This window comes from Halomonas sp. Mc5H-6 (assembly GCF_024124705.1).
Classification (GTDB): Bacteria; Pseudomonadota; Gammaproteobacteria; order Pseudomonadales; family Halomonadaceae; genus Vreelandella; species Vreelandella subterranea.
The window spans coordinates 64,861-87,944 of record NZ_JAMXSI010000001.1 but is presented as its reverse complement, the minus strand read 5'-3'; the positions used below and the strand labels follow the sequence as shown (position 1 = coordinate 87,944).

The following is a 23,084-nucleotide window of genomic DNA, read 5'->3' as shown; positions in this document are numbered from 1 at the left end:
TGCCTGGAAGTTGGCACTTATTGGTGTAGTGCAGCGCAGGAGGATTCTATGAGGTTATTTTCATTGCAAGACCAAGTGGCGATGGTCACCGGCTGCAACAAAGGCTTGGGCCAGGGCATGGCCGTGGCGCTGGCCGAAGCGGGTGCTGATATTGTCGGTGTCAGCCGCCGCCCCGCCGAGAAAACCCGCCAGCAGGTTGAAGCATTAGGGAAGCGCTTTTACGCTGTTGAAGCAGAGTTAGGCAATGATTCGCCTAACGATATTGTCAATCAAGCGATCGCTCAGGCGGGTAAGCTGGATATCTTGGTCAATAATGCGGGCACGATTCGCCGGGCACCGGCTATCGAGTTCACTGAAGACGACTGGGACACGGTGATCGACATCAACCTAAAGGCAGCGTTTTTTCTCTCCCAGCAGGTGGCCAAACACCTCATTGAACGTGAAGCCCCGGGCAAGATCGTCAATATTGCCTCCCTGCTGTCGTTCCAAGGCGGTATTCGCGTTCCCTCCTACACCGCCAGCAAAAGCGGGATCCTCGGCCTGACCCGCCTGATGGCCAACGAATGGGCGGCCCATCATATAAACGTCAATGCCATCGCCCCGGGGTACATGGCGACCGATAATACCCAGGCACTGCGCGACGACCCCAAGCGCCACGATGAAATACTCGGACGCATTCCAGCGGGCCGCTGGGGCACGCCCGACGATCTGGCGGGTGCCGTGATCTTTTTATGCTCCGACGCTGCCCACTACGTCCATGGTCATACCCTGGCGGTAGATGGCGGCTGGCTAGCCCGCTAAACAATATCAAGCGGTGAACTGTCGTGACTAGCCAGCCGTCGACTGCTGCACCACGAACTCTACGCCACGCAATTCAGCCAAGCCGCGCATGCGCCCGTATAGTGGGTAGCCCGGTGCCGTATGGCGCTGTTGATCATCGAGCAGTTGGTGACCGTGATCCGGGCGCATCGGTAAGCGCCCCCCGCCCTCGCGTTCGCGGCGTCGCTCTTCTTTCACCAGCGCATGAATAACCCCCACCATGTCCACATCACCGGCTAGGTGCGACGCCTCGTGAAAAGAGAGGTTATCCGCTTCGCGCTGGGTGGCACGCAGATGGATAAAATGAATATGTGGGGCAAAGTGGCGAGTCATGGCCACCAAATCATTATCTTCACGAACGCCGTAAGAGCCTGTGCAAAGCGTCAAACCATTGGCGGGGCTGGGCACGCGGTCGATAATCCACTGAGCATCCTCGCGCGTCGATACCACCCGTGGCAGCCCCAGCAGTGACCTGGGCGGGTCATCCGGGTGGATGGCCATACGAATGCCCACCTCTTCCGCCACTGGAATAACCGCCTGCAGAAAGTAACCCAGGTTTTCTCGCAGCCGGGCTGCGTCGACATTGGCATACTCTTCCAACACAGCACGAAACTGCTCAAGGGTGTAATGCTCTTCGGCGCCGGGCAGCCCGGCGATCAGCGTATTGACTAATTTTTCACGGCCAGCGCTATCCAAGCCTTCCAGATAACGACTTGCCTGAGCTTTATCATCAGTGCTGTAGTCTTTCTCAGCCCCTGGCCGCTGCAGCAGGTATAGATCGAAGGCCGCAAAAGCCACCTGATCAAAACGCAGCGCCAGGGCCCCATCAGCTAATTCATAGGTCAGATCAGTGCGTGTCCAATCGAGTACCGGCATGAAGTTATAGCAAACGGTGTCGATGCCGCAGGCCGCTAGATGACGCAGTGTCTGGCAATACGTTTCGATCAGCGCGTCACGTTCTGGCAGCCCTTTCTTGATTGACTCATGTACCGGGACGCTCTCCACCACCGACCATCTCAGGCCAGCGGCTTCAATCATCTGCTGACGCTCGCGGATCGCCTCAACCGGCCAAACCTGATCATTAGGCACCTGATGCAGGGCGGTAACGATACCGGTTGCGCCTGTCTGACGGATTTCTTCCAGACGGATGGCATCCTGCGGGCCAAACCAGCGCCATGTATGTTCCATAGCTCCCTCCTTTATAAACTGCGCTCAAGCGGTGCGAGCGCTCCATCCAGCCCACCTTGGATCAATGCCTGATACGCGGTCAGCACGGACTGAGCAAACGGCTTATCGGCTGCCAATCCCTTGGGTACCACATCATCCATGGCCAAAAAGGCGGCTACTAGTGCAACGCTATCGGAACCGTGTTCTTGGTGCAGGGAAGCAAAACGCTTGGCCAGCGGGTCATCCACCGGGTAACCACTCCCCTGCAGATCTTCGCCTGCGGTGTAACGAATCCAGGCAGCCATTCCCAACGCCACACAGGGTGAAGGTTGCCCGTTGCGGCTCCGGGCTAATGCGCCGGACAGCCAGCGCTGGGGCAGTTTCTGACTACCATCCATGGCAATCTGCTGCAGACGATGGCGCAAGCTGTCATTGGCAAAGCGATCCAGCAGCGAGTCGGCATAGGTGACTAAATCGATGCCTTCCGGCATCTCAAGCGTCGGCGCCGCCTCTTCAAGCATATAGCGGCGCAACAGCGCCCGCAGCTTGGCATGTTTGACACCGTCATAGACCGTTTCAATCCCGGCTAATGCGCCCAGGTAAGCCAGCAGCGAATGACTACCGTTGAGCATGCGCAGTTTCATGGTTTCAAACGGTGCCACATCGGTCACCATTTCAACGCCTTCGGCTTCCCAGCTCGGCCGCCCCACGGGGAAGTGGTCTTCCACCACCCATTGGGTAAAAGCTTCGCACACCACGGCATTGGGATCGGTAAACCCTAACGTCGCTAAACGCTCAAAGTCGGCGTCAGTCATAGCGGGCACAATGCGATCGACCATGCTGCAGGGAAAGGCCACGTCACTGGCAATCCAACTCGCCAGTGCAGGATCTCGGTGTTCAGCGAGCTGCACCACCGCCTGGCGTGTCCGTTTGCCGTTATCCGGCATGTTGTCGCAAGACAGTACGGTAAAGGGGGCAATACCTGCCTCACGCCGCCGGGCCAACGCTTCCACCAATAGCCCAGGCGCGGTGCGTGGCTGCTTGGGGGCAGCGATATCAGCGGCAATCATTGGGTCATCGTTCCTTAACTCACCGCTGGCAGGGTTCAAGAAATAGCCTTTCTCAGTGACCGTCAAGGTCACAATGCGCGTATCCGCGGATGCCATCCGCGACAGCAAGGCCTCCAGGTCGCGCCCCCAGTTACCCTCTGTATCGCAGCCAGTGAACAGTGTCTCTTCGATCACGCCTATTTCGCGAAGCGTTAGGCTCTCACTGCCGGCGTACTCGGCAGCATGGTATCGATATCCTGCTGCGCGCAATCCATCGACCAGACCAATGCTGGCACGAAGGTTAGCGCTGCAAACGCCCCATCGAGTGTCGCCTGTACGTTGGCGGTAACGCTCTAGATACACCGCCTGGTGGGCGCGGTGGAAAGCGCCCAGGCCTAGATGAACGACGCCAATCTCTCCGCTTTTGGATGAGGTTTCAATGCGGTGTGAAGGCATGGTTAATGACTCCCCATCAGTAAGTTGGGTAACCAAAGCGAAATAGCGGGCACGTAAGTTACCAACAACAGTACGGCTAAGTTGCACAGTAAAAATGGCACAATGGCTCTTGCCACCGTCAACATCGGCAGCTTACCAATCCCCGCTACAACAAATAGGCATACCCCTACCGGCGGCGTTGTAAGGCCAATCATCAAGTTTAATACCGCGATAACCGCAAAATGAACCGGATCGACACCCACGCCAGTCGCTACACCCACCAGGGCGGGGAAAAGAATTATTAACGCGGCGATAGTTTCCATAAACGCGCCGACGAATAGCAGGATCAGATTAAGTATTAATAAAACTATCAGCGGATTATCACTAATGGAGAGGATAAGCTCAGCGATCATCTGAGGTATCTGTTCACTGGTGAGGATCCAGCCAAACAAGTTCGCTAAGCCGACCATCAGCAGTAATGCCGAAGAGGTCAATACAGTGTCGGACAAAATCGCCGGAAGCTTTTTCCACGACAACCCTTTGTAAACATACATGCCAACCACTAATGCATAAAGGCTGGCAACGATGGATGCTTCCGTGGGTGTGAAGAAGCCACCAATGATGCCGTAGAGAATTATCACGGTCATCAAGAGTGCCCAAAAGGCTGTTTTCGCTTCACAAAGCAGCTGCAGAAAAGATACACGCTTCTCTTTTGGATACCCGCGGCGAACGGCCAGAATATACACCGTAATCATCATGGCGAGCCCCAGCAACAAGCCGGGAACGGCCCCTGCCAGAAACATCCGCCCTACCGAAATACCACTAAGCGATCCAGCAATAATCATGGGGACGCTAGGCGGTATAATCGGCCCAATGGTCGACGACGCGGCGGTGACGGCGGCGGCAAAGGGTTTGTCATAGCCTGCACGCGCCATACCGGGAATCATCACCGAGCCGATGCTGGCAGAATCCGCCACGGCGGTACCTGAAATACCACCAAAAATCATCGAACCACCTACATTCGCCAGCCCCAGCCCGCCGCGAATATGGCCTAATAAAGCGTTGGCAAAGCGCACAATATGATCAGTGATATTGCCCGCGTTCATCAGGTTACCGGCCAATACAAACCCCGGGATGCAGAGCAAAACGAAGGTATCGATGCCCGCATACATCCGCTGCGGCACAATGGTTAATGAAATGCCCTCCAGCAGGAGGTAAGAAAGCGATGCCAACCCCAACGAAAAGGCTATCGGCATCCCTACCAGCAGAAGAGCCAAGAAAACACTGAACAGGATAATAACTTCCATGCTTACGACTCCTGAAGGTAGGCAGAGGAGCGACACATCGCGATAATCCCCTCAAGGCACCCGAGTAAGCTATACACCAGGAGTAGCGCAAAGGTGACGACCGTTGAGAAAAAGATATACAGCATGGGGACATGCAGCGTTGGTGAGGTCTGCCAGGTGCCATTTTGGGCATACTGCCAAGCATAAGGCAGCACCAGTAAGGCAAACAGGCCAATCATCAAGCTGATCAAGACCTGGAAAGCCGCCTTCATTCGAGGACTCAGCCGATGATGGAACAGCTCAACGCTGATATTGCGATTCTGGCGCAATACCACCCCCACCGATAACGCCACCATGTAAATGAACAGATAGCGCGATAGTTCTTCTGTCCAGGCAATCGAAAACGGTAAAAACAGTCGCGAACATATTTGCAGCAGTACCGTGGCGGCAATCGAAACAAGCGCCACAACGGCCAAGGTCAGAAAGCAATTATCCACCCAGCCAATCACGCGCCCAATGGGGCCTTTCAATTTAGGCACCGCCGACATTGAATCCAGACTCTCTAGCGCTTCCTGTTCAAGCGCTTTGTGATCCGAGTTCATAACCGTATCCTCATGGGCAAGCAGCCTTTGCCGTTCAAAAATGGGCCAGCAAGATGCCAGCCCATCGCTATTACCAATTCACTACAAAAGCCTTCCAGTGGTCTTACAAATCTTGGATAGCGTCAAAGAGTTCGCGCTGTTCATCCGTAAGTGCTTCAAGTACGGCAGGACGCGCCTTTTCAGCAAACGCATCGACATCGACCTCAACGAACTCCATGCCACGCTCTTCTAGCGCTTCTTCGAGACGTGCCTGGTCTTCTTCAAACAGCTCTGCTTCGTACGCTTGCATCGTTTGAGCAGCATCGCGCACCACCTGTTGGAGCTCGTCAGGCATATTTTCCAGCTGATCACGTCCAATCACGACATAGATCCAGCTGCGCACATGGCCTGTCATGTTGATGTAGTCCTGAACCTCATTGAAGCTGGCGCTTTCAATCAAGCTAAGCGGGTTTTCCTGGCCTTCCAGAGTGTTTTGCTGAAGCGCGGTAAAGACTTCACTAAAGGCCATTGGGGTAGGACGCGCGCCCAGTGCTTGCCACGTATCAACAAACAACGGCACGTTAGGCACACGGAGACGCAAGCCATCCAGGTCCTCAGGCGTACGGATAGGCCGATTGGAGGTCAAGTGACGGGGGCCGCGCTCAAACCACGCAAGCGGTACCAGGTTAGTGCGCTCGGTGATTTGCGCTTCAATTTCGGCGCCAATGTCACCGTTAACCGCAGCATGCAAATGCTCGGCGTCTCGAAAAGCGTAAGGCACCGCCATCATCGCGGCTTTAGGTGCCCAGTTCTGCAAGCTTTCACCGGTGATCGTCATATCCGCCGTACCTAGTTGGATACTATTGATCACGTCCATTTCATTACCAAGCTGCTCGTTGGGATAAAGCTGTACCTCAACCCGTCCGTCGGAATTCGCTTCAACTTCCTCTTTGAACTTTTCGGCGGCCTGGTGCCAAATGTTCTGCTCATTTGCCAAGTGGCCAAATTGCAACGTGTAATCTGCTGCCATGAGTGAATGACTGCCTAACATGGCAGCCCCAAGAACAGCGCTTGTCATAAGTTGTTTGATCATGATTTTTCTTCTGCGCACGGGTGTTGTAGATTGTTTGTGAATCGTGAGTTGGCGTTATTACCCTCACGTACTGATTTGAATCAGCACCTTACGGGCCTCTTCAGGACGGTGATCGAGCATGTCAATAGCACTTGGCATCTCACTGAGTGGCAGCCGATGACTCACCAGCGCCAATGGATCCAACTGGCCACTTGCCATTAGCTTAAGCACCTCCGGAAATTTGCGATTATTAAGGCGCGACCCCACCAGGGTCAGCTCCTTCTTGATGACCTCTAGCTGAACAAGCTCACTTGGCTGAACGCTGAAACCCAGCAAACCAATGCGCCCGGCGGGAGACGCCAAGCGCAGCATTTGGGGTAAAAGCGCTGGCACGCAGGCCGCATCAGCGATCAGTGGCACCCCCTCACCGTTGGTCAAGGTCAGCACTTCACTTTCGACATCCTGATCACGGCTATTGAACACGTACGTTGCACCGAGCTCTTTCGCAGCCACTAATCGTTCGTGGATCACGTCCGTTACGATCACTTCTTCAATGCCCTTGGCCAAGGCCATCTGAAGGATCGTCATACCAATAACGCCCGCCCCCAAAATCATTAGCCGGTCACCGGGATGCGGCTGCATACGATCAAGCACATTGGCGGCAATGGTGTAAGGCTCAACCAGGGCAGCAGCGTCCAGGCCGATATGATCGGGAAGGTGGTGAACATTTGCGGCGGGGACGGTAACAGATTCCTCAAAACCACCGTCACGATGCACGCCGATGACTTCAAGCGCGCTGCACACATTGGGACGCCCAATTCGGCAGGGATAGCACTGACCACAGCTAATAACAGGGTCAATGCAAACACGATCCCCGACAGCGACGTTTTGCACTCCATCACCTACTGCTTCCACTACCCCGGCAAACTCGTGACCGGTGATGCGAGGAAAACGCACAAAAGCGTTATCACCATGGATAATATGCATATCCGAACCACAGATACCTGCAAAGGCTACCCGGACAAGCGCTTCTCCAGCGGCAGCCTTAGGGGGAGCAACATCTGCTATCTGATAGTCGTGGGGCGCCTTCACCTGAAATGCTTTCATCGTCATGATTCTCCTCACCAGTGCCACAGAGTGCCATCTTCCAACCGGTTAACCGGCAGACTGGCCCGCTTATAGGGGTACTGCTTGGCTAACTGCTCATCGATATCGACGCCGTGACCGGGCGTTTCGCCCACAATGAAGTGCCCGTTTTCAAACCGGTAATCGTGGGGGAAGACCTCGTCGGTGGCGCTGGTATGCGGCATATACTCTTGAATGCCGAAGTTGGGTACCCAGGTGTCAAAGTGAATCGCCGCGCCAAGGCAAACCGGCGAGAGATCCGTCGGCCCGTGGAAGCCGGTACGCACGTGATAAAGGCCCGCCAAGTCGGCGATTCGCCGTACGTGGGTAATTCCCCCAGCGTGGGTCAAAGTGGTACGGATATAGTCGATCCACTGATTTTCAATCAGCGTTTTGGCATCAAAGAGGCTGTTAAACACCTCACCTACCGCCAGCGGTGTGGTGGTGTGCTGGCGAATGAGTCCAAACGCCTCCTGATTTTCAGCAGGCACACAGTCCTCAAGCCAGAATAAATGATAGGGCTCAACGTCTTTGCCTAAACGGGCGGCTTCAATTGGGGTCAGACGATGATGAACATCGTGTAGCACGTGCAAATCATCACCGAAGCGTTCCCGAACAGCAGCAAACAGTTTAGGTACGTGGTTTAAGTATTTGCTGGTACTCCACACGTGCTCTGCGGGCAAGTCGGCATCTGCAGGCTCGTAGGGTTCGCCATCTTTCTTGGCAACGCCGTAGATACTGGCAATGCCTGGGACACCCGCTTGAATACGGACAGCCTTGTACCCCTCATCGACGTGGCGAGCGACCTCTTCCAGACAGGCGTCGATATCTCGGCCGGTAGCATGGCCATACACCATCACCCGGTCACGACTCTTACCACCTAACAACTGGTAAAGCGGCATCCCTGCCAGCTTCGCTTTAATATCCCAAAGTGCCATATCAACAGCGGCAATCGCGGTCATGGTGACAGGACCACGCCGCCAGTATGCGCCGCGGTAAAGGTAGTGCCAGATGTCTTCGATGCGTTGAGGGTCGCGGCCGATTAACGTCGGGATTACGTGCTCTTCCAGATACGCCACCACGGCCATTTCGCGCCCATTGAGCGTCGCATCACCAATGCCGTACTCGCCCTGATCCGTCACAATTTTCAGTGTCACAAAATTGCGCCCTGGCGAGGTCACAATGGTATAGGCCCGCTCGATTTTCATTGGATCGCCTCCTGTATCAAGGTTTGGTTTTCTTGTACGTCGAACAAATCGGGGAAGCGACGCACCAGGTCGGGCATGGAGACCAAAATCTCGCGTAAATGAAGTGACATCGCCTGCTCTGCTCGGGAGACGTCTCGCGCCTCAATAGCCGCAACGATGCTGGCATGCTGATTCACAAGCCTTTCCAGCGGAGTGCTATGGGGCACGCTGAGATAGCGCACCCGGTCAAGCTGAGCCCGGACTTCTTCAATGACTTTCCAGGCTGCCTGCTGCTTTACTCCCAGCGAAAGCGTTCGATGAAAGGTTTCGTCGAGGCGATAAAATCGATCATTATCATTAGGCTCAATGCAACGACGCTGCCGCGCTAACAGATCATGCAGTTCTGTTAGCACTTCTGTCTCAAGGCCTTTTTCAGCCGCCGTTTTTACAACCGCCACTTCCACTGCTTCACGCACAAAGCGCGCCTCAAGCACCGCCCGCTGAGATATTTTCACTACATAAGTCCCGCGTTGAGGCTTCACCTCCACTAATCCGGCCTCAGAGAGCCTTATGAAGGCCTCACGTACTGGCTGGCGGCTGACAGAGAAAATGTCGGCAAGCTCTTTCTCCGACAACGCCTGCCCTGGCGCCAGCACCATCTGGATAATCGACCGCCTCAGCACATGAAATAGCCGTTGGCGTACCGATTCTCCATCGTGGGTTTCCTGCCATAGCCTTTGTAATGTCGTTTGCATAGCACCTAAGTCCGAATATGTGTGTCTGTAATAGGTAAAACAACGACTGATATGACTAGTATGGTAGTTGGACGGGGATATAGAAACCATATAGCGCTTATACTTTCGTCGCCAACTGTTCATAGCTAATAGAGCCAAGGGGTGACTTGATTAGGACTTTCGTTAACGCTACTAGCGTCTTGACTCAACTCAAGGGCTCATATAAACGTGTAGTATGCTGGCATGACAGCTATACCATCACACCGAGGATAGCCCTGAGCCCGACGGTATGCGAACTGCCTGTCGCGATTTGGAGAAAACGATGGAACTTATCAATGATTACCCGATGGTGATCAGCCTGGACCCTGATGACAATGTGGGCGTTGCCACCCGTAATATCGCCGAAGGGCTTTCGCTCAGTCAGGCATTAGGGGCTGCACGAGAAAACATCATGGCTGGCCACAAGGTGGCGTTGGTCGATATCGAGGCGAATACCCCCGTCGTCAAATATGGGCAGACGATAGGCCTGGCCAGCCAGCCGATCCGTGCGGGTGACCATGTCCACACACATAATCTGGCCATGCTGGAGCGTGATACCTCGCTTGAAAACTTCACGCCCGCCGTACCGACCCCCGTCATGGAGAGTGACCTGACCTTCAGTGGCTTTCACCGCAGTGATGGCCGCGTCGGTACCCGTAACTACATTGGCATCGTGGCCACGGTCAATTGCTCGGCAACCGTGGTCAAGGCCACCGCGGACCAACTTAACGCGTCGGCAGGGCTTGAGAAACTCGGCTTCGATGGTGTGGTTCCCGTCACGCATGGATCAGGCTGTGCCATGAACACCGAGTCGGAGGGATTTGCCTTTCTGGAAAGAGTCGTCACCGGCTATGCGGTGAACCCGAATTTCGCGTTTGTGATCGTGATCGGACTGGGCTGCGAGAGCAACCAGGTCAAGGCGCTGGTCGACAAGTACGGAATGACAGATAGCCAACGGATCGACTACTTCAACATTCAGGGGGCGGGGGGAACACGTGCCAGTATTAAACTGGCCAGCGACAAGGTACTCGCCATGGCCAATACACATGCGCACACCGCGCGCCAACCAGCGCCACTCAAACACCTTACCGTTGCCCTGCAGTGTGGCGGTTCCGATGGCTATTCGGGCATTACCGCCAACCCGGCCCTGGGTTATGCGGCCGACCTCATCGTCCAGCATGGGGGCAGTGTCATTCTGGCCGAGACCCCAGAGATCTACGGTGCCGAACACCTGCTGCTCAACCGGGCCGTCGATGTGAACGTTGCTCGCAAGCTACTTGAGCGTATCGCCTGGTGGAAGCACTACACCTGGATCAATGGCGCTGAGCTGAACAACAACCCCTCGCCGGGTAATAAAGCCGGTGGCCTGTCCACGATACTCGAAAAGTCACTGGGTGCCGTTTCCAAGAGCGGTTCCTCGAGCCTCAATGATGTACTCGAGTATGCCGAACCCATCAAAAAGCCCGGCTTCAACTTCATGGACAGCCCTGGCTACGACCCGGTCTCCGTGACGGGACAGATTGCCTCCGGGTCGACGATCGTGTGCTTTACCACCGGCCGGGGCTCGGTGTCGGGCTTCAAGCCTGCCCCTTGCATCAAGCTTGCCACCAACACCGCCATGTTTGATGCCATGTCGGAGGATATGGATATCAATTGTGGCGGCATCATCGACGGTGATGACACCGTCAAGAGCTGTGGCGAAGCGATATTCCAGAAGATCATTGCCATCGCCTCCGGCGAAGAAACGGCCAGCGAATCGCTGGGCTATGGCAGTAACGAATTCGTCCCCTGGATGGTGGGCGCCGTCACCTGATCAACAGACGTCATCAGCTGCCGAAGACCATTTGGCAAAGATAGTCGATTGAGCCATACTCAAACGAAGATATCGTACTGTCATCCTGTCATACAGCCTATCGCTTCATAAAACAACAACAGGCCAACAGGTCTCAACAAACACGATCACGGAACCTGCCATGCGATTGAATAACAAGACGGCCCTGATCACCGCAGCGGGCCAGGGCATCGGTCGAGCCACTGCCCTGCGATTCGCTGCTGAAGGCGCAAAGGTCATCGCCACGGATATCAATGACGCTACCCTGGCCGAGTTGGCCGCTACGCCAGGCATCGAGACTCGCCAACTGGACGTACTCGATGCAGACGCCATCAAGGCCCTGGCCGATGAACTCGGCCCTGTCGACATTCTTTTCAATTGCGCAGGCTATGTGGCCAACGGCTCGTTGCTGGAAGGTACCGACGATGATTGGGAGCTGTCGTTCTCGCTCAACGTCATGGCCATGATGCGCATGATCCGCGCCATGCTGCCCGCCATGCTCGACAACGGTGGTGGCAGCATCATCAACATGGCTTCGGTGGCCTCGAGCCTCAAGGGCGTGCCCAACCGCTGCGCCTATGGTACCACCAAGGCCGCGGTTCTGGGGCTGACCAAGTCGGTAGCTGCCGACTACATCGGCCAGGGCATCCGCTGCAACGCCATTTGTCCAGGCACCGTGGACTCACCGTCGCTGCGCCAGCGCATTCACGCCCAGGCCGAAAAGCAGGGCCGCGATGAGGATGACGTCTACGCCGAATTCAACGCCCGACAGCCCTTGGGCCGACTGGGGCGCGCCGACGAGATCGCGGCACTTGCCACCTATCTGGCTGCCGACGAATCCGCCTATACCACCGGTACCACTCAGATAATCGATGGCGGCTGGTTAAACTGATAATGCCATGTCAGATGATGGCTAATGCACGACATCAATGCCCACATTCATAAGGAGCACACATGAAATTACTGCGCTTCGGCCCTCCGGGCCACGAAAAGCCCGGCCTGCTGGATACCCAAGGAGTTATTCGCGACCTGTCGGCCCATCTGCCCGATCTCGATGGTCCTCACCTCAGCCGTGACCACCTGGCGGTTTTGGCTGAGCTGGACACCGACAAACTGCCGGAAGTGCCTCAAGACACCCGCCTCGGCCCCTGCGTCAGCGGTGTTGGAAAGTTCCTGTGCATCGGCCTCAACTACTCCGACCATGCCGCCGAAACCGGTGCCCAGGTGCCCCCTGAGCCGGTGGTGTTCAACAAATGGACAAGCGCCATCTGCGGCCCCGATGACAACGTCATCATCCCGCGTGATTCGCAGAAAACCGATTGGGAAGTCGAACTGGGCGTGGTGATCGGTGAAGGCGGCAAGTACATTGCCGAAGCCGATGCCATGAAACACGTGGCAGGTTATTGTGTGATCAACGATGTGTCCGAGCGCGAGTTCCAGCTCGAGCGCAGCGGCACCTGGGACAAGGGCAAGGGCTGCGACACCTTCGGCCCGATGGGGCCCTGGCTGGTCACGCCCGACGAGGTAGCCGACCCGCACGAGCTAGACATGTGGCTCGAGGTAGATGGCAAGCGTTACCAGGACGGCAGCACGCGCACCATGGTGTACCAGATTCCCTTCCTGATCAGCTACCTGAGCCGCTTCATGAGCCTGCAGCCGGGTGATGTTATCTCGACCGGCACCCCGCCAGGCGTCGGCATGGGACAGAAACCATCGGTCTACCTTCGCCCTGGCCAGCGCATGCGCTTGGGTATCGAGGGGCTGGGCGAACAGAACCAGCATGTGGTTGCCGATGACCCGAGCTGAAACGAAAGCATCACAACCCACCTCACCGTGAACTGGGAAAGCCCGCTATCTGAACTGCCCCCCAATCGCCTGTTCGTGCTCAGTTTGAAGCTGACAGGCGTTTCTTGAGCTGCATGTAGGTACCATAGTGGCGGTCCAGGTGGCGGCGCATGGCTGCCTCGGCGGCATCGGGGTCCCGCGATTCGATGGCCTCGATGATTTCGGTATGGGCTGCTGTGGCCGCCTTATCCTCGTCTTTTTGCTGCAGCACTTGTGCACGACGGTCATCAAGCCACTCGGAGAGCGCCACATGAATGGCATCGAAAATCGGATTACGCCCGATACTGGCCAGCACCCCATGAAATTCGTTATCTGAACGCTTAAAACGCGCCTCGTCGCCGATAGCATCGCGATTGTCCTGCAGGGCATCGCGCAGGCGCTGAAGGTCTTCTTCACTGGCATTGACGGCGGCGTAACGCGCCAGCGATATCTCGAACATGGCGCGGGCCTCCTGGAAGTACTGCTGCCCGTCAGGCTTAGATAGCAGTTGCCGGGTCACCCCTGAAAGGCGTGACATCACCGCCTCGGCCGTAGGCCGAATAACCCGGGCACGCGTCCCGCTATTGATGGCGATCAAGCCCAGCCGCTGCAGGTAGAACAACGCTTCGCGCACCGCCGGGCGACCTACCCCAAACTGCTCCATCAGTTCTCGCTCTGAAGGCAATTGTGCGTTTTCGCTCAAACGTCCCTCGAGTATCTCGGTTTCCAACTGCTCGGCTACCTGCTCGGATAGTGTCTTACGCTCTACCTGATATCGACTCATGCACGCCTTCTCCTGACTGTCCTTGATAAAGAAAACACACCTTTCTTTATCCTTATAGCCATATTTTACCGCATTTCGCCGTCATTTCGGGGCAGGAAAGGCGTCTTTTTCAGCGCACAGATGTAAGCGGCTCAACATCGAACTGCTCGGCCAGCGCGGCATAAGCGGCCTGATTCGCCCTGTCCAGGGGGATGCCATTAGCATCCCGCATACCAAGGCATCGCCACTCCCGGTCCCCAGGTGCCAGGACTTCAGCACCCTCGTTGGCGGGCTGAGCACGCAGGTCTTCGAGGTATTCGCGCAGACATGTTTCAAAGGAGGCATTGCCATTAAAGGCATCAGGGTTCATTGCCAGAAAAAAGTGCCCTACTCCCCGTGGCGTCGCCATATCAGGACCGCCCATCGGCAAAAGACGGAAACCGTTAAGCATGCCCGAAAGCGTCGAACTCAATATTTCGACCATGCCGCCAAGCCCGGCCCCCTTGAAGCCGAAATCACTTCCGCCCAGCGGTAACAGCGCTGACACCTCGGCTGGCGTGCGGGTCACGCGACCCGCGGCATCCGCCGCCACCTGGTCCGGAAGTTCACGACCGATGGCACCGTACTGCTGGACGCGATTCCAGGGCACCGAACTGGTCGCCATATCCAGCAGGTAGGGAGCTTGCCCATTGACCGGTGCCGCAAAGGCAATCGGATTGGTGCCATGAAACGGCGACCGCCCCTCGTGCAGCAAGACGAAAGGGTCAGAGTTGCAGAAGGCCATACCGATCAACCCGCGCTCAGCGGCCGCCAGCGCATAGCAACCTGCCGCGCCAAAGTGGGATGAGTTACCCACCGCCACCGCGCCCAGCCCCACTTTTTCGGCCATGTCAGCGGCATGCGCCATGGCCGTGTAGCCCGCCAAATGCCCTAGGCCATCATCGGCATCCAGATACCCGGTGGCTGGCAGGCGTTGGCTAAACTGCATCTTGGGCCGACCATTGATACGCCCGCCTTGCAATGCCTGGATATAGTGCGGCAGTAGCCGTAACCCGTGGCTGTCCGTCCCCATACGCGAGGCCGTGACCAGTGCGCGGGTCACGGCCTGGGCGGAGGCTGTGTCTGCTCCCGCGCGAGGAAGGATGCGCTCCATGAACCCTTCCAAGTCAGCCACGGCAACGCGAAAATCCGGCGAATCGATTGTCATCGACACTCAGCTCCTTACGTCAAACTCAACGGTAGACCAGGGTTGGCAGCCACAGCGAAATCGCCGGAATGAAGGTCACCAGCAGCAGCGAAATCACCAATGGAATCAGGAATGGCAGCGTGCCGCGCATACAGCTCTCAAAGGAAATATTCGAGACGCGTGACAGGACATAAAGCACCATACCCACCGGTGGCGTCAGCAGGCCAATCATCAGGTTGAGCACCATGATCACGCCAAAGTGCACCGGGTCGACACCGGCAGAGACCGCCACCGGCAGCAGCACGGGCACCAGTATGGTGATGGCCGCGATGGTCTCCATGAAGCAGCCGACCAGGATCAGCACCAGATTGATGATGATCAGCAGCGCGATGGGATTATCGGCAAAGGGGCCCAAAAGTCCCATGACATGCTGAGTTACCTGGTTGCTGCTCATGATCCAGGCAAAGATCGAAGCACCCGCGACAATCAGCAGAATGACGGCTGTCGTCTCGATGGTTTCCATGCTGACCTTCATCAGACGACGCCAGGTGAGGATTCGATACACCACCCCGCCCAGGAAAAGCGCATAGACCACCGCCGCGATGGCGGCCTCGGTAGGGGTAAAGACACCAGAAATGATGCCGCCGACGATGATCACCGGTGTCAAAAGGGACAGGAAAGCACGGCGGAACGTCGTCCATAGGTACGCAATCGAGAAGGCTGAATCCCGGGGATAGCCCCGGCGTTTGGCCATGATCGTGATCATCACCATCAATGCGACGCCCATCAACAGACCTGGAATAAGCCCGGCGGCGAACAGCTGACCCACGGAGACCGACGCCATGACGCCGTAGATGACCATGGGCAAGCTGGGAGGGATAATCGGCCCGATTGTCGAGGAGGCGGCCGTGATGCCCACCGAGAACTCCTTATCGTAGCCTGCATCGCGCATGGCCTTGATCTCGATAGTGCCTAGGCCACCGGCATCAGCCACCGCCGCACCGGACATGCCGGAAAAGACGATGCTGGCGCCGACATTGACATGGCCCAAACCGCCACGCATCCACCCCATCAAGGCCTTGGCAAAATCGAAAATGCGTTTGGTGATACCTCCATTGTTCATCAGGTTACCCGCCAGGATGAAGAACGGGATCGCCAATAACGGAAAGCTGTCAACGCCGTTGACCATTCGATGCACCACTACCACATCGGGCACGCGCCCGGTGAGATAGACATACAGCAGACAGGAACCCGCCAGGCTAATGGCAATCGGCACACCCAGCAGCAACATGGTGAACAGCGCGGCAAACAGGAACAGTAGATACTCGCCGAAGAAGGCCAGGGTCAGACAACCCGATACCGCAAGCGCGGCAATCAAGGGTGAAACCAACGCCCCCCGAGGGCGCACAGCCAGGAAATGGGACATGGGGAAAACTCCGGCCAAAGTGGTCGTTATGGAACGTCAGGATGCGAGGGGCTGCGGTTGCGCCAGCGAAGTACCGCCATCTGGATCGCCCGGCCCAACATCAAGAGGAAACCCAATAGCACCAGGTAGTAGAGAAAACTCTTGGGGATGTCGACAGACGCCATCAACGCCGTGGTCCGGTCGGCGAGTTTCCAGGTGATCCAGGCACCTATGGCGAAGAAGCCGATGCTGACGATATCCACCAGGGTCATGAGCAGCCGACTCATCCAGCCGGGCATATAGCGATAGAAGAATTCGACGGAAATATGCGTACCCGTGCGAACAGCCATGGAGCCTCCCATGAACCCCACGGTCACCAAAAGGTAGCGAGCCATCTCTTCCGTCCATGCGATCGAGTTCCCCAATACGTAACGGCTGAAGAACTGCATGAACACATCCAGCGCCAGCAGCCAGAACACCACCAGGGTGGCGTAATCCTCGACCCCATAGTCGCGCCATTCAAAGGTATCGTCTTCCTCCATCTGGAAGTCGGATGTCTCGGCAGGCCATTTATCGATTGTCATTTGCAGGCTCCACAGATGACGCCACCCCCTTCAGGGGATGGCGTGTCGGCTATGAGGAGAGGCTTACTGACCGATCGCCTGAAGGCGGTCGTAGGTTTCCTGGTCCCAGGTTGCATCTTCACCGGTATGGTACGGCACGGTTGCTTCGCGGAAGGGCGTGATGTCGACTTCATTGACGGTCACCCCTTGATCCTCGAACCAGGCAACGAGGTCTTCTTCGGACTGGAGGATGTCTTCGGTGATTTTTTCACCCGCTTCCATGTAGACCTCGCGGAAAATCTCGCGGTCTTCTTCGGAAAGGCGGTTCCACAAGGGCCCACCGGCTATGGTGATCAGCGAGTCGGTGATGTGCCCGGTGAGGTTGATGTAGTCCTGCACCTCGTAGAAGGCCTTGGCGCGAATGGTCGGCAGTGGGTTCTCCTGGGCATCCACGACCCCTTGTTGAAGCGCGAGATAGACCTCGGCGAAGGCAATAGGCGTCGGATTGGCACCCACGGCCTCGGGGAACATCATGTACATTGGCGCATTCGGCGTGCGGATCTTGAGGCCTTCCATATCCGCCGGCTCGTTAATGGGTTCATTGGAAGTCACATGACGACGCCCGTAGTAGTTCATCGCCAGCGGCACGTTGCCGGTCTCATCCTGATAGCCTTGGGCAATCTCGTCGAAAAGATCGCTGTCGGCATAGGCACGCCAGTGATCGAAATCGCGGAACATGTAGGGCGCTCCCGCTATACCGATGGGTCCGTAAAAACGCCCGGCAAACTGGTTGCCGGTGTAGATCAGATCCACGGTACCCAGTTGGAGGCCCTCGTTGATATCGGCTTCTTTGCCTAGCGACGAGGCGGGATGAACCTCGATTTCGTAGCGGCCGTCGGTACGCTCCTCGATCTCATCGGCTGCCCACAGTGCCCACTCATGGTAGGGCTCGGATGTCTCGTAGACGTGGGCGAAATTGAGCGTTTCAGCGAAGGCGTAGCCGCTTGCCGTCATGCCCGCCAGCAGGAGGGTGCCGGAGGCGAGGCGATGGAAGGTCTTGAGTCGGAAGTTGGCGTTACCCATTTTATTGTGCTCCATAACGTGATGATTGGGGAGTTAGGATTGTTGGGTGGTTTGAAAGTGTAGGTGATGGACTTTTTGTATACGTGTCATACCATCATAATCCAATCTAGTCGCCAATTCTGAGCAATGCAACCTCTGGGTGGGCGTTCATTCCAGAGACCGGAGCAAGCGTACCAGCAACGCCTCATCGCCGAAGCCGCCTGCCTTGGTCAGCAAGGGCCACTCCCGGTTGCCCTGCGGATAGCCCAGTACCATTCCTGGTTCCCACTCGCCCACCACCTCGATATAGCGGGCCGCCAGCCTTTTCATCAGTGCACTGGCACAATCACCACCGGTCATCAGATAGAGGCGCTGTTTGGCCGCTACCATGCCCACGGCAAGAGCGTCGGCAAGCGTCGCTGCTACCTCGTTGGCATCCCGCGGCGGCGCTTCTGGATCAGGCGTCAGCAACAGGTAAGGCGACTCGACCGTCACGTCAGCGCTATCCGTTACCACCGGTAAATCAGGGGTGTCACGACGCAGCGCGGCCACCTGCTGCGCGGCTCGCTCGCTGCGTGATCCCACAGCCATCCAGAGCCCGCTAAAAGGCACATGAACACATGACACCGCCTCACCGAACATGACCTGAGCCAGGGCGCGACTCAGCCCCGCCGCGCCTACCGCCAGCCACTTACCCGGCTCATCGCCGACCTCGCTGGCCAGGGTCTCAAGGTCGGCGTCTGTCTCGGCATCCGCCACGCTGTCCGCCATCGGCAATCGCTGCCCTGGAACATGGCGTGCCAGGGGTAATCCGGCATCGGCGAACAGGGCATCCAGCCCACCACTGGGGGGTCGGGAACGTGCGTCACGGGCAAAGTCGGTCGCCCCGAGGGGTTGACCGTGCACGAGAATACGGGCATCGCAGGTCGTGCGGCCCTGAGAAGGAACGGCGGGAGCGAGCAAAAGCCGTCGACAACAAGCCCGGTGCATCGCCAGGCTCTCAGCCACTACCTGGCCGCGCAGTGTCGAGTCGATTTTTTTGAACCACACAGCAGGAGCCAGACGAGCGAGTATCCGGGTCGCCTGCGCCACGCGCTCTGCCGCCGCCGATGCCGTCAGGTGGCGTGATTCGGTCGTCACCGCGATCACGTCAGGGGGCGCCCCTTGCCACTCGCCCAAGGAAACTTCCAGGTTCTCCAATGCCACGACCACGCGTGTCGTCGCACCGCGCTGGGCGAAAGGTGCCGCGGCGTCCAACGCACCTGTCAGGTCGTCGGCAACGATGGCGACTCGGCACTCACTCACGCTCATTGGCGCCAGCTCTCATTCCGGCCACCAACCGATGCGCGTACGCAATCGCCGCCCCCATGTTGGTCGCATCCGCCCTGCCCTGCCAGGCAATGTCGAAGGCGGTACCATGATCCACAGACGTACGCCGGATCGGCAAACCAAGACTGACGTTCACCGTGGTGTCGAAGGCAATCAGCTTGACCGGGATATGCCCCTGATCGTGATACTGGGCCACCACCAGGTCGAACTCGCCCTTTGAGGCACGATAAAAGACGGTATCAGCGGAAATCGGGCCACTCACATCAAATCCACGCGTCTTGAGGGTCTCGACGGCCGGTGCAATACAGCGGGTGTCTTCGTCGCCGAAAATACCGCCCTCACCGCAGTGCGGATTAAGTCCGGCCACCGCGATGCGCGGATTGGCCATTCCCAGCGACCTGAGATGCGCGTCACCGGCCTCGACGGTGGCAATGATCCGCTCGGGCGTTACCCGATCGATGGCCTCACGTAACGACACATGGGTCGACACATGCAGGGTCGACAAGTGCTCGGAGGCCAGCAGCATGAACGACGAGGGCGCACCGGTTAGCGCCGCCAGCATGCCGGTGTGGCCATCGTAATAATGACCGGCCGCATGCAGTGCCGCCTTGTTCAATGGCGCCGTGACGATCACCCCGGCCCGACCGCTCTGCACCAGCTCCACGGCCCTGGCAATACAGCGAAAAGCCATGTCACCGGCACCGGCACTGATCTCGCCGTCGGGAATGTCGGCACCGGCGGGCGCCTCCACCACGGCGACGGCCACACAATCTGCGTGGCCGTCGACCATATCCAAAGGCGCGAAATCCAGGTCGCTACCGATGGTTTGCGCGGCACGTCGAAAGATCGCAGGATCGCCGACCAGCAGCGTGCCCGTTCGCGCCGAAGGCGACATGTCAGCGACGGCCCGGCAGATGATCTCGGGGCCGATACCCGCCGGATCCCCCATGGTAATGGCGATGTCGTATTGCATATTGCGGCTCATGGCATCAACTGCCCGCCGTTGACTTCAATAATCTGCCCCGTGATGTAGCCGCTGAGGGCGTCCGTCGCCAGGAACAGATAGGCGCCAACACAATCCTCGGCGCTGCCGAGACGACCTTGTGGGATCGTGGCACGCGCGGCTTCCATCTGGGCATCGTTGGAGTGGCGCGCGTGGAAATCCGTGGTGATCACGCCAGGGGCTACGGCATTGACACGAATATTGTCGCCGGCGAGTTCCTTGGCCATGTTGCGGGTCAAGGTAGTGACGAAGCCCTTGGCCGAGGCGTAGAGACCCGCGCCAGTGCCACCGCCATTGCGTGCTGCAATCGAGCCGGTATGGATGATATTGCCAGCCCCGGCCTGGCGCAGATAAGGCAGCGCCGCCCGACTGGCCATGACGACCGAGCGCGCGTTGAGGTCCATGACGCGGTCGTAATAGTCATCATCCATCTCGTCCAGGCTGACGCGTCCCTGCATATCGCCAGCATTGTTGATCAACAGGTCGAGCCCACCCAGTTGCTCCGCCGCCTGATCGACGATCGCGGTGGCTTCTTTCGTGCGGCTGATATCACCTTGAATCAGAAAGGCCTCACCGCCCGCTTGGCGGATATCGTCGCAGACCGCCTGGGCCGGTCCTTCACTACGGTGATAATGCACCGCCACGCGCGCCCCCAGTCCGCCGAGCCGCCTGGCAACTGCCGCGCCGATCCCCCGGCTCGAACCGGTCACCAATATTCGCTTGCCTTTCATTTCATCGAACATGCTGTACTCCTGATTGGATATCGTGTGGCAATCGCCATTAGGTTGCGTTAGGGTTTATGGCATACCTTTCATACATCATGACATTGCTTGCATCATAGGTGAAAGTTGGCCAGATGCCAGTTCACCTTCTTAGCCATTCGCATTACCCACCAACGCCAACGACCATGAGGACGCCACCATGACCACCATTTCTCGCGTTGAGGTCCAGGACATACGCTTTCCGACTTCCCGTTCGCTGGACGGCTCAGACGCCATGAACGCCGCACCTGATTACTCGGCCACCTATGTGATCCTGCACACCGATGACGAAAGCGGCCCCCAGGGCCATGGCCTGACCTTTACCATCGGCCGCGGCAACGAGATCGTGATCACCGCCGTTCGCTCACTCACTCCACTCCTTGAGGGCCGCTCGCTGGAGACGATCACCGCCAACATGGGTGCCTTCTGGCGTGAGATCACCGGCGACAGCCAACTGCGCTGGATCGGCCCCGACAAGGGCGCAATCCATCTGGCCACCGCCGCCATGGTCAACGCTGTCTGGGACCTGTGGGCCAAGCGCGAAGGCAAGCCGGTGTGGAAGCTGCTCGCCGACATGAGCCCTGAAGAGCTGGTACGCTGCCTCGACTTCCGCTTCGTCACCGATGCCTTGACGCCGGAAGAAGCCATCGCCCTGCTGCGCAAGCAGGCCCCCGGCAAGGCCGGGCGGGAAGCCGAAATGCGTCGTGACGGCTTTCCCGGCTACACCACCTCGGCAGGCTGGCTCGGCTACACCGACGACAAGGTTCGCCAACTGGCTCGCGAAGCCCTGGCCGAGGGCTGGACGCACTTCAAGCAGAAGATCGGCGGCGATCTCGACGAAGATGCCCGGCGCGCCGCCTTGTTGCGCGAGGAAATCGGCTGGGACAACGTGCTGATGATGGATGCCAACCAGGTGTGGGAAGTCGATGAGACAGTGGCCAAGATGCGCCGCCTGGCGGAGTTCGACCCGCTGTGGATCGAAGAACCCACCAGCCCGGATGACATCCTCGGCCATGCCGAGATACGTCACCGTGTCGCGCCGATTGGCGTGGCCACCGGCGAGCATTGTCATAACAAGGTGATGTTCAAGCAGTTCCTGCAGGCCGACGCCATCGACTATTGCCAGATCGATGCTGCGCGACTGGGCGGGCTCAACGAGGTCATCCTGGTGGTGCTGATGGCCGCCAAGTTCGGCGTGCCGATCTGCCCCCACGCTGGCGGCGTTGGGCTATGCGAATACGTCCAGCACATCTCGATGTTCGACTATATCGCCGTGTCGGGTAACCTCGAGGGCCGGGTACTGGAGTACGTCGACCATCTGCACGAGCACTTCGTCGACCCCGTGGTCATCCGCCAAGGCCGCTACCAGGTGCCGACTGCCGCCGGTTATAGCATCACCATGCATGCCGACTCGCTGGCCAGGCACCGTTTCCCGGACGGCGCCGCCTGGCAGGAGGAAAGCTGAGTGGTAAATTCATCAAACTCATGCGCTTGGGGTCATTCGGCGATATCCGCGATATAGGCGGCAAGGTTGGCGATGTCATCATCTGACAGGTCGGTGGCGTTGGGGATCATCAGGGAAGAGTTTGATCCCACCTTTTCCCCGGCCCGATAAGCCTCAAGGCGTGAAGTGATGTAATCCGCATCCCGGCCGGTAAGCGCTGGAAAACTGGCCATCCCTTTTCCACTCGGACCGTGGCATTGGGCGCAGCTATCCGCATACAACGTTTCGCCTGCGGACTTGTCCGCCGCTTGAACAACAGTCGCACCCATCATCAGAGCAGTCGACATACTCCAGAGCAGTAATATCTTCATCAATTGCCTTTTCCCGGTAGATTAGTATTAATCAAAGAGTAGGAGATG

General features: G+C 57.7%; 22 protein-coding genes. 5 read left to right on the top strand and 17 right to left on the bottom strand.

All coding sequences use genetic code 11. The features are described 5' to 3' along the window. The first annotated feature begins 48 nt into the window (after positions 1-48). On the top strand, positions 49-801 hold the full coding sequence (gene kduD, locus NH395_RS00405; protein ID WP_253021587.1) for a 2-dehydro-3-deoxy-D-gluconate 5-dehydrogenase KduD: 753 nt from the start codon (positions 49-51) through the stop codon (positions 799-801). A 27-nt stretch (positions 802-828) separates the two neighbouring features. Here the strand turns inward: kduD and uxuA are convergent, their stop codons facing one another. From uxuA to NH395_RS00365, 8 genes are all read right to left on the bottom strand, one after another. Then, on the bottom strand, positions 829-2,007 hold the full coding sequence (gene uxuA / locus NH395_RS00400; RefSeq protein WP_253021585.1) for a mannonate dehydratase: 1,179 nt from the start codon (positions 2,005-2,007) through the stop codon (positions 829-831). Positions 2,008-2,018: 11 nt separating this feature from the next. Beyond that, positions 2,019-3,491 carry a mannitol dehydrogenase family protein gene (locus NH395_RS00395; RefSeq protein WP_253021584.1) on the bottom strand — a complete coding sequence of 491 codons (1,473 nt, stop codon included), beginning with the start codon at positions 3,489-3,491 and terminating at the stop codon, positions 2,019-2,021. A 2-nt stretch (positions 3,492-3,493) separates the two neighbouring features. After that, positions 3,494-4,777, bottom strand: coding sequence for a TRAP transporter large permease (locus NH395_RS00390; protein ID WP_253021583.1), 1,284 nt, complete (start codon positions 4,775-4,777; stop codon positions 3,494-3,496). A gap of 2 nt (positions 4,778-4,779) precedes the next feature. Next, a complete protein-coding gene (locus NH395_RS00385) occupies positions 4,780-5,358 on the bottom strand; it encodes a TRAP transporter small permease (protein WP_253021582.1) in 579 nt (192 codons plus the stop codon). 103 nt (positions 5,359-5,461) lie between these two features. Beyond that, positions 5,462-6,430, bottom strand: a complete 969-nt coding sequence (locus tag NH395_RS00380; RefSeq protein WP_253021581.1) for a TRAP transporter substrate-binding protein — start codon at positions 6,428-6,430, stop codon at positions 5,462-5,464. Between the two features lie 63 nt (positions 6,431-6,493). Then, complete coding sequence (locus tag NH395_RS00375; protein ID WP_253022402.1) at positions 6,494-7,516, bottom strand: Zn-dependent oxidoreductase; 1,023 nt, start codon at positions 7,514-7,516, stop codon at positions 6,494-6,496. Between the two features lie 14 nt (positions 7,517-7,530). Continuing rightward, positions 7,531-8,742: a D-mannonate dehydratase ManD gene (gene manD, locus NH395_RS00370; RefSeq protein ID WP_253021580.1), complete on the bottom strand. Its 1,212-nt coding sequence runs from the start codon at positions 8,740-8,742 to the stop codon at positions 7,531-7,533. Next, the gene (locus tag NH395_RS00365; RefSeq protein ID WP_253021579.1) at positions 8,739-9,476 is read right to left on the bottom strand and encodes a GntR family transcriptional regulator; all 738 of its coding nucleotides are present in this window, start codon (positions 9,474-9,476) and stop codon (positions 8,739-8,741) included. The genes manD and NH395_RS00365 overlap by 4 nt, the downstream gene beginning before the upstream one ends. Positions 9,477-9,777: 301 nt before the next feature. On the opposite strand from NH395_RS00365, the gene NH395_RS00360 reads away from it, so the two are divergent. The 3 genes from NH395_RS00360 (at position 9,778) to NH395_RS00350 (ending at position 13,131) form a co-directional block, all read left to right on the top strand. After that, on the top strand, positions 9,778-11,307 hold the full coding sequence (locus NH395_RS00360; protein ID WP_253021578.1) for an altronate dehydratase family protein: 1,530 nt from the start codon (positions 9,778-9,780) through the stop codon (positions 11,305-11,307). Between the two features lie 160 nt (positions 11,308-11,467). After that, positions 11,468-12,217 carry an SDR family oxidoreductase gene (locus NH395_RS00355; protein WP_092825511.1) on the top strand — a complete coding sequence of 250 codons (750 nt, stop codon included), beginning with the start codon at positions 11,468-11,470 and terminating at the stop codon, positions 12,215-12,217. 62 nt (positions 12,218-12,279) lie between these two features. Beyond that, the gene (locus NH395_RS00350; protein WP_253021577.1) at positions 12,280-13,131 is read left to right on the top strand and encodes a fumarylacetoacetate hydrolase family protein; all 852 of its coding nucleotides are present in this window, start codon (positions 12,280-12,282) and stop codon (positions 13,129-13,131) included. Positions 13,132-13,210: 79 nt separating this feature from the next. Here NH395_RS00350 and nanR read toward each other — a convergent pair whose 3' ends face one another. The 8 genes from nanR to NH395_RS00310 form a co-directional block, all read right to left on the bottom strand. Beyond that, positions 13,211-13,933 (bottom strand): transcriptional regulator NanR, encoded by a 723-nt coding sequence (gene nanR, locus NH395_RS00345; RefSeq protein ID WP_253021576.1) that lies wholly within the window; start codon positions 13,931-13,933, stop codon positions 13,211-13,213. A 109-nt stretch (positions 13,934-14,042) separates the two neighbouring features. After that, positions 14,043-15,119: an Ldh family oxidoreductase gene (locus NH395_RS00340; RefSeq protein ID WP_253021574.1), complete on the bottom strand. Its 1,077-nt coding sequence runs from the start codon at positions 15,117-15,119 to the stop codon at positions 14,043-14,045. Between the two features lie 25 nt (positions 15,120-15,144). Continuing rightward, complete coding sequence (locus NH395_RS00335; RefSeq protein ID WP_253021572.1) at positions 15,145-16,524, bottom strand: TRAP transporter large permease; 1,380 nt, start codon at positions 16,522-16,524, stop codon at positions 15,145-15,147. 26 nt (positions 16,525-16,550) lie between these two features. Continuing rightward, positions 16,551-17,087: a TRAP transporter small permease gene (locus tag NH395_RS00330; protein ID WP_092825521.1), complete on the bottom strand. Its 537-nt coding sequence runs from the start codon at positions 17,085-17,087 to the stop codon at positions 16,551-16,553. A 63-nt stretch (positions 17,088-17,150) separates the two neighbouring features. Beyond that, entirely contained in the window at positions 17,151-18,149 is a 999-nt protein-coding gene (locus NH395_RS00325; RefSeq protein ID WP_253021571.1) for a sialic acid TRAP transporter substrate-binding protein SiaP, read from the bottom strand. A 147-nt stretch (positions 18,150-18,296) separates the two neighbouring features. Then, positions 18,297-19,439, bottom strand: a complete 1,143-nt coding sequence (locus tag NH395_RS00320; RefSeq protein ID WP_253021569.1) for a four-carbon acid sugar kinase family protein — start codon at positions 19,437-19,439, stop codon at positions 18,297-18,299. Continuing rightward, positions 19,426-20,430, bottom strand: coding sequence for a 4-hydroxythreonine-4-phosphate dehydrogenase PdxA (gene pdxA / locus NH395_RS00315; RefSeq protein ID WP_253021567.1), 1,005 nt, complete (start codon positions 20,428-20,430; stop codon positions 19,426-19,428). The genes NH395_RS00320 and pdxA overlap by 14 nt, the downstream gene beginning before the upstream one ends. 8 nt (positions 20,431-20,438) lie before the next feature. Beyond that, the gene (locus tag NH395_RS00310; protein ID WP_092825529.1) at positions 20,439-21,203 is read right to left on the bottom strand and encodes an SDR family NAD(P)-dependent oxidoreductase; all 765 of its coding nucleotides are present in this window, start codon (positions 21,201-21,203) and stop codon (positions 20,439-20,441) included. 178 nt (positions 21,204-21,381) lie between these two features. On the opposite strand from NH395_RS00310, the gene NH395_RS00305 reads away from it, so the two are divergent. Then, on the top strand, positions 21,382-22,686 hold the full coding sequence (locus tag NH395_RS00305) for an L-fuconate dehydratase (protein ID WP_253021565.1): 1,305 nt from the start codon (positions 21,382-21,384) through the stop codon (positions 22,684-22,686). Between the two features lie 32 nt (positions 22,687-22,718). On the opposite strand, the gene NH395_RS00300 is transcribed toward NH395_RS00305, so the two are convergent. After that, positions 22,719-23,036, bottom strand: coding sequence for a c-type cytochrome (locus NH395_RS00300; protein WP_253021563.1), 318 nt, complete (start codon positions 23,034-23,036; stop codon positions 22,719-22,721). Positions 23,037-23,084: the final 48 nt, after the last annotated feature.